Source organism: uncultured Campylobacter sp. (assembly GCF_938045535.1).
Lineage (GTDB): Bacteria > Campylobacterota > Campylobacteria > Campylobacterales > Campylobacteraceae > Campylobacter_B.
On the sequence record NZ_CALIMQ010000286.1, the window covers coordinates 1 to 7468 of the forward strand.

The following is a 7468-nucleotide window of genomic DNA, read 5'->3' on the forward strand; positions in this document are numbered from 1 at the left end:
GATTAAGTTGGGTTTAACTAAAATCAAAGCCAGAATTTGAGTGCGAAGCTTACATTAAATTTTTTGCAAAATCCATTCGCAGACTCAAAAGATATTGCGAAATTACATAAAATTTGACTGCGGTGAAATATTCCCATACATTGTGTTGATACAAACCGAAAATGAATAAAACACAATTACTCGAGGTAGCAAAATTTTCCCATACGTCGTTAATACCGAACATTGACAAATCAGATCAAGTACTATGGGCAAAGTGAAATATTCCCATACATTGTTAGTTCGGCACAGGCTATTGCTAGACCAGAGTAGAAATATGCGAAATTTAACTCCGCCTATCGTTTGAACACTTAGAAAGCGTCTTGCTCTCCAGCTAAATAGCGCGGACATTTATATCGCGTGCTGTTTAAAAAGCGAATTAATTGGAATTTTAAATCTCGAGCGCGAATTCGCTTAAATATTTGTAAAAATAGCGCATCAAAACTAGGTAAAATTTCGCTCCGTCGCGCCTAAAATTTCGATGAAATTTCGCGTATCAGCTCAACTGCCCCTTTTGCGTCCGCGCATACGAGCTCAAAATGCGCCCGTAGCTCCGAGGCGCTGCCGTAGCCGCAGCTTACGCCCACGCTTCGCACCGCTGCCGACTTTGCCGAAATGGCGTCAAGCGACGTATCGCCGATCATAAAGATATTTTGACTAACAGAAAGCAGGATTTCGTCACTGCAAATTTTGTCATAACAAGGAGTGGAATTTAGCTCATGCGCATCATAAATTTTACCGCCGCGCGCACCGCTTTTATAGCTCTCGCCCTCGATGCCGATACCGCTCTTTTGGCTCTTATCGCCAGCCTCATGTCTATCGCTCTTTACTTCGCTTAAATTTTTAAACGAAATTCTATCAGAATTTTGACTCGCGATGCTGCTTAAATTTTGCTCGTAAACTTTGCTAGGATCAGGATCAAGCGCAAGAATACTCGGTAGATCGGATGGCGGAATTTCACTCAAAATCGTACTCCTGTTAGTAGCACTTGTATTTTTATCGGCAGTCGCATCGTGAGTTTTACCGCGAGCCGCATGCGGGCTTTGGCTAGCGGTCGCGCCGCAAATTCCTAAATTTTCGAGCGCCTTTAAGATCGGTTCGGCGCTTGGTTTGGGATCTCGCACGTCCTCTCGCCCGACAATGGTGCCGAAAAATTCCGCGATACCCAGATGCTGCAATAAAATTTTAGAAAATTTCGACGTTTTAGTGGTTACGACGCCTAAATTTGCAAACTCGCTCGCCGCACGAACCGCCTCATACGCACCGCTTAGCAAAACGGTCTGGTCCAAAAATATCTGCGCGTATCGCTGTTTGTAGGCGAGCACGAAATTCTGCACATCGCGCGTCACACCTAGACGTTCAAACATAACTTCTAACGGATACCCGATAAGCCTTTTAATCGCTTCGTCGCTAGGCTCTGCAGTGCCCAAATGCGCAAACGCGTAGTGAAAGCCGTCCAGTATCGCGGGCGTGGAGTCTATGAGCGTGCCGTCCAGATCGAAAAGCAGTGTAATTTGGAATTTTGGCATTTTAAAATTTAATTTGGATATAAAAAAAGCGGAGCCGAAGCTCCGCTTATGTGGATCTAGAAAAGATTATTTTCTAAATTTAGCATCAACGCGTCTATTTTGAGCGCGGCCTGCTTTAGTAGCGTTTGTAGCGATAGGCTTAGTCTCGCCGTATCCTACAGTGGTGATTCTGCTAGCATCTACGCCGAAGCTCTTAAGCGCACCTCCAACTGCAGCAGCTCTGCGCTCGGAAAGCTTTTGATTATATGCATTCGAGCCGGTGCTATCGGTGTGACCCTCTAGAATTACTTTGTAATCAGGGTGAGCTACTAGCACGTCGCTTACGTTTTTGATCTGGTTCATAAACTCAGGAGAAATTTTTGAGCTATCTGTAGCGAAATTTACGCCCAAATTTAATCTAATAACCTTCTCGCAACCATATTCATCTACAACTACGCCAGCAGGCGTGCCTGGGCATCTATCGACATTATCGCATACGCCGTCGTTATCTGCGTCTTTGCAGCCTGTAGGAGCCGGAGCGGCAGCTGGGGCTGCGTCAGCATATCTCTTGCCAAAATCAACGGCAAAGCCTAGAGTATAGAATAATACGTGGTTGCCGTCGTCAAATCTGATAGCATCGCGTGCTTCAAGTTTTGTAGCAAAGTTGTCGGTGATATAGTATTTTAGACCCAAGCCGTATTGACCGAAGCCGCTATCTTGATCACCATCGTTGTAAACGTCTTTAGTGTAATCCATATAGCCAAGACCTAGTAAGCCGTATAATTTGAAATTATCGGTGAAATTTACCAAGTCTTTTACAGCATTGATGTGGTAGTATCTAGCGCTAGGCTTAGCATTGCCGGCTCTGTAAGCTAGATCCTCTACACCAATATGGCGAGAGTAATCGAAACCTGCTTCTAATTGATCAATGAATGAATTCTGTAGGTTTTTAGCAAGGCGTAGACCGAACATAAAATTCGAATCCAAATCCATATTTCCCTCATGAGTCATTCCGCCAACAGTAGGGGTAATCTCCCAGTGATAATCAGCATCGCTAGCGAGCAACGCACTAGATGCACATAAGCTTAATGCAAGTAGAACTTTCTTCATTAAACATCCTTTCAAATAAAGTTGTAATTCGATATTACCATAAAATTTTTAAAGAATTTACAAATTCGCGACAATTTCGCCACAAATTTGTAAAAAACATTATCTCTTAGAGAACTGCGGACTTCTACGCGCTTTGCGGCGACCGAATTTCTTTCGCTCGACCACGCGACTATCGCGAGTTAGCAGACCTTTTGGCTTAAGAGCCGCTCTAAAATCTTTATCCATCGCGGCAAGCGCTTTTGAAATTCCGTGCTTTAGCGCATCCGCTTGAGCCGAATATCCGCCGCCTAAAGTCTGTGCGGTGATATCCATTGAGGTCTCTTGTTTAGTAGCCAAAAGCGGCTGAACAACCCTTAGTTTGATCGCTTCGTGACCGCCTAGCCAAGTGTTTAGATCCATACCATTTACTACGATCTTGCCGCTTCCAGGTTTTACCCAAACCTTAGCTACGGCAGTTTTTCTCTTTCCGGTTGCATAAATTGTCGCCATGATTATTTTCCTTTTTTAGTTGTTTGCGCAGTATGAGGGTGCTCGCCGCCTTCATATACGAATAGCTTTTTGATCATCGCCTTGCCGAGCTTCGTCTTAGGAAGCATACCGCGAACCGCAAGTCTATAGAGCTTTGCGGGGTTGTTTTTAAGCAGGTCTTGGAATTTCACGCTCTTTACGCTTCCGAAATAGCCCGAGTAGCTGTGATAAAGTTTGTCGTCGCCTTTGTTATTGCCGGTAAATACGGCTTTTGAAGCGTTGATGATAACGACGTAGTCTCCGCAATCCACGTTTGGAGTATAGCTTGGTTTGTGTTTGCCGCGTAGCAATACGGCGACTTCGGTAAGCATTCTACCGAATCTTTTGTCGGTCGCGTCGATAACGACCCAGTCGCGCTTAACTTCGCTAGGCTTTGTAATTTCTGTCATGGTTTCCGCCTTATTAAAATTTGAGCTGTGATTATATAGAAATATCCTTACGTATAGCTTAATTTAAGCTATATTTAATCTATCTGCGCTCAAATTTCATCTAAATTTTAAAATTTCATCTCTCCTCATTCACTTCGATCAGCCTAGCGCCCGCAGCTTCCAGCACCAGCACGAAGGCACGCACCCGCGCATTCGGATAAAACCCGCGGATCACGCTTTTATACCGCGCCACTTGCGCTTTGTTTTGCGCGAGGTATTTTTCGGAGCTTTTGTAATCAAAAAGTAAAATTTCATCCTGCCCAAAGCACGCCAGATCCACGCGCAAAAGCTCACCCTCCGCGCTTTTGATCGGCATCTCTTTATAAGCTTGAGCGCCCTTTATTAGAGCTAAAAATTCCTCGTTTTTGCTTAGACCAAGCGCTCGCGCCGCGATGTTTTCAAAATCCGCATCGTTTAAAAATTTAGCGTAGCAGCCTCTTGCCAGGCTTACTCCTCGCAAAATTTCATCCGGCCCAAAGCCTTCGCTCATCTCCAGAGCATAGTGCAGCGCCTCGCCGAAATATATCGCGCTTAGCGCTTCCGTTTCGCCGCCGCCTGCTTTTTCTTGCGCGCCTTGAGGCTCGCCCGCTACTAGCGCGATCTTTTTTCGCGACGACTGCTCTTCTGATTTTACGGAGCTTGGGATTGCGTAGCCGTATTGAAAATCCGGGATATCCAGCCACTCCACGACGCCCGCGCCCTTGGTCTTTTTAGCGTAAGGCGAAAAAAAGCTATAATTGTATTGATCTATTTTTTCCTCGGAGCGTTTTACGATGATGAGCGAGCGTTCAGCGCGTGTAAATGCTACGTAGAGCTTGTTTATGTCCTCTTCATGCGCAGAGCGATCGTTTTCATCCATTAATGCTGCAAATTCCGCATCCAGGCTCTTTCTACTCGCAAATTTATAAAAAATTCTCCACTTATGCGTAGTAAAATCATAGTCCGTCGCGAGCTTTGAGCTCTCGCCCCGGTCTTTTCCTCCGATGCGGTCGCAGACGATTACATGCGGAAACTGAAGCCCCTTGGACTTATGCACGGTCATAATTTTAATGCCGCTTTGTTCCTTGGCAAATACCTCCGTTTCGTCGTTTGCAAACAGATACTCGCTAAAACTATTAAATTTTGCCAGCGTCTCGAAAAACAGCAGTAGATCTGGATCGACGAAATTTAATTTCAGTGAGCTAGCGATAAATTCTGCCGTTTTTTGCGCATTTTTATGCAGATCGACCGCTATTTTTTTAAGCCGCCTACCTAAAATCGCTTCGGCGTTTCGCAAATAAATTTCATCGCCACCTACGCAAAATTTCGCGTATTGAATTACGGCATTTATCTGCTCGCTGCAACGCAGAGCCTTATTTGAGCCGCTGCAAACCTCGCAAAATTCCGATAGCATCTCTTTTAGCGCGCTTACATGCTCGTTTTTCCAGCATAAAATCGCAATATCATCAGCTTTCACGCCACACTCCTCAATAAGCCTGCGCGCTTGCTCCACAGCCCCCTTTAGCACGTCGTCGTATGAAAACGCTGCTACGTAGCCGTAATCGTCGCTTTGCACCTCAAATAGCGGCATTCGCGGATGAGAAAGCGGATAGTCCTTGATTTTTTGCAGCACCGAAGCAGGCAGATCGCTATCTAGCTTATTTGCCGCGATTTGATCTTCATAAGACACAAATTTATCGCGCAAGATCTCATTTACAAATTTTACGATAAGTTTTAAACTGCGATAATTGCGCGGCAGGCTCTGCGTTTTGATTTGACTAAACTGCTCGCGCAAAATATCAAAAATTTTTCTCTCCGCGCCGCGAAATTTATAGATGCTCTGTTTTTTATCGCCTACGTAAAAAAAGCTGCCACAGCGCTCTTCCGCCCCTTTACCAGCAAGCGCTTCAGAGATTAGCGGCAGCATGATTTCATACTGGCAAATGTCGGTATCTTGGAATTCGTCAATTAAAATATGCGTGATTTTAGAATCGAGCCTGAAATACAAAAGCTCGCGATTGCCCTGCAACGCCTCTGCGCTTGGATTTAGCAGCGAGTGCACGGCTGCAGTGACATCACCGAATGTAAGCTTGCCACTTTTGCGCTGCACCGATTTAAGCGCTTCGGCATAAATTCTAATTAGTCCTGCCAGCTTAGCCGCATATATCGCATCCATCCACGCTATTTCGCGAGCTATGGCGTCTTTCAGCCTTGCTAGCTCGCCGTCAAGATGCGAAATTTTTTTAAGCTGCGAACGCGGATAATCGAAACTGCCATTGGCAAGAGCCGAAAGAATGAAACCAGAGGATAATTTTGACAGATCACTAACAGGGCTTAGCCCATTTACGGCTCCAGCGCTTACGCCCGCATCTCTCGCCGCTTTTTGCAAGCAGGATAAAATTTCATTTATCTCTGCTAGCGCGGAGCTTGCGGGAAGCGTGGGCGGATTTATGCTTATATCGCCTCTCCAAATGCTTTGTAAGCTATTTAAAAACTCGTTCTTTGTCATTCCTGAGTCGCTTACATAATCCACGACCTCTCTTAGTAGCGCTTCGTTTTTACAAATCGCGCCTAAAAACGCCGCCTGCTGCACACCCAAAATCCCTTCATCGTTTTCAAAGCTTGGGTCAATGCCGCTGTTTAGCGCAAACGAGCGCAGAGCTTTTGCAAAAAACGCATCGAAGGTAAAAATATTTAAACTTTCGCTTAAAAATTTTGGGCTCAGCCGCTCTTGAGCTGCCAAAACCTCATCCGCGCTTAGCCCCAAATCAGCGCAAATTTGCTCCAGCTCGGGGCTTGGCACAAGGGCGCCGTCGCGCACGACAAGCAAATTTTGAAATTTCTCTACGATACGCGTTTTCATCTCAGCAGCAGCTTTTTTGGTAAAGGTAAGAGCTAAAATTTCATTGATCGGCTCGCCTTTTAGCACCAGCTCGATGAACCTGACCGCGAGATTGAAGGTCTTGCCGCTGCCTGCGCTTGCTTCAAGCGCCAGATAATTTTCAAATTTTGCCATCGATCTGCCCCTTGCAAATGATTTTATAATCGCAGTATTCGCAGCTTTGCACCACTTCCGTGCGCGTAAAAGCAACCTCGCTTGCAAATTCCTTGCCGATAGAGCTTAGCGTCTCGCGCAGATTTTCTAAGCTAGGCGTTTTGTCACCAGGAGCCGCAAACGCGCAGTCTTTTAGCGACAGATAGGCGCATTCGCACTCCTGAGCCAAAAGTGCGCGATAAAACGTAAGCTGGAATTTTTCCATATGTTTTTTAGCTGAACCACGTTTGTAATCGATGATAAACTTCCGCCCTGCCTTGTCTTCGTCAATGCGGTCGATCCGCCCGCTTAGCCGCACTCCGTCAAGCTCGCCTTTTAGCGATACTTCACTGCCGCTAAAGCTCCAAATTTGCTCATGCTCTTCTAAAAGCCTAGCTAGCTTTTCTACAGCTTTTAGCTCAAGCTCTGCATCAAAGCGCGCGATGCCCGCTTCTCGCGCAAGCTGCGAATAAATAGGGCGAAATTTTTCCATGCTAAATTTCATCCCTGCTCGCTCATATAAACGCTGAAAACTCGTATGTAAAATTTTACCTAAAAGCGCATTGTCCTCACCGAATTTTAGCCCCTCCCTCAGTCCGAAAACGTAGCGGTAATAATACTTCCTCTTGCATTCTAAAAACGTATCCAGCCGCGAAAACGACAGCTCCTCGGCAAAAAAATCATGGCGAGTCACGGGATCTTCTTGTCCGCATAATACAGGCTTAAATTCCTCTCGCCCAAAAATTCCGCATCGCTAAATTTAACCTACGACGATACCGCGCCTCAAAGCTCCGCAGCACAGAGCTTCGCGACGGAAAATCCTACGTCTCAAAGCTCCGCATCCC

Annotated in this window: 6 protein-coding genes; all 6 read right to left on the bottom strand. The window is 45.8% G+C overall.

Features of this window, described 5'->3' with window-relative positions:
- Window positions 1-506: 506 nt before the first annotated feature.
- A complete protein-coding gene (locus Q0095_RS08870) occupies window positions 507-1565 on the bottom strand; it encodes an HAD family hydrolase (RefSeq protein WP_297883178.1) in 1059 nt (352 codons plus the stop codon).
- A gap of 66 nt (window positions 1566-1631) precedes the next feature.
- Entirely contained in the window at window positions 1632-2654 is a 1023-nt protein-coding gene (locus Q0095_RS08875; RefSeq protein WP_297883179.1) for an OmpA family protein, read from the bottom strand.
- A gap of 99 nt (window positions 2655-2753) precedes the next feature.
- Window positions 2754-3143 carry a 30S ribosomal protein S9 gene (rpsI, locus tag Q0095_RS08880; protein ID WP_005869670.1) on the bottom strand — a complete coding sequence of 130 codons (390 nt, stop codon included), beginning with the start codon at window positions 3141-3143 and terminating at the stop codon, window positions 2754-2756.
- 2 nt (window positions 3144-3145) lie between these two features.
- Entirely contained in the window at window positions 3146-3571 is a 426-nt protein-coding gene (gene rplM / locus Q0095_RS08885; protein ID WP_005869672.1) for a 50S ribosomal protein L13, read from the bottom strand.
- Window positions 3572-3686: 115 nt separating this feature from the next.
- A complete protein-coding gene (locus Q0095_RS08890; RefSeq protein ID WP_297883180.1) occupies window positions 3687-6605 on the bottom strand; it encodes a RecB-like helicase in 2919 nt (972 codons plus the stop codon).
- On the bottom strand, window positions 6592-7317 hold the full coding sequence (locus tag Q0095_RS08895; RefSeq protein WP_297883181.1) for a PD-(D/E)XK nuclease family protein: 726 nt from the start codon (window positions 7315-7317) through the stop codon (window positions 6592-6594). Before Q0095_RS08895 ends, Q0095_RS08890 begins: the two co-directional genes overlap by 14 nt.
- Between the last annotated feature and the right edge of the window lie 151 nt (window positions 7318-7468).

Bases quoted from the DNA above. Each gene is read 5' to 3' on its own strand.
- Q0095_RS08870 (WP_297883178.1), bottom strand. From the start codon at position 1,565: ATGCCAAAATTCCAAATTACACTGCTTTTCGATCTGGACGGCACGCTC.
- Q0095_RS08875 (WP_297883179.1), bottom strand. From the start codon at position 2,654: ATGAAGAAAGTTCTACTTGCATTAAGCTTATGTGCATCTAGTGCGTTG.
- rpsI (WP_005869670.1), bottom strand. From the start codon at position 3,143: ATGGCGACAATTTATGCAACCGGAAAGAGAAAAACTGCCGTAGCTAAG.
- rplM (WP_005869672.1), bottom strand. From the start codon at position 3,571: ATGACAGAAATTACAAAGCCTAGCGAAGTTAAGCGCGACTGGGTCGTT.
- Q0095_RS08890 (WP_297883180.1), bottom strand. From the start codon at position 6,605: ATGGCAAAATTTGAAAATTATCTGGCGCTTGAAGCAAGCGCAGGCAGC.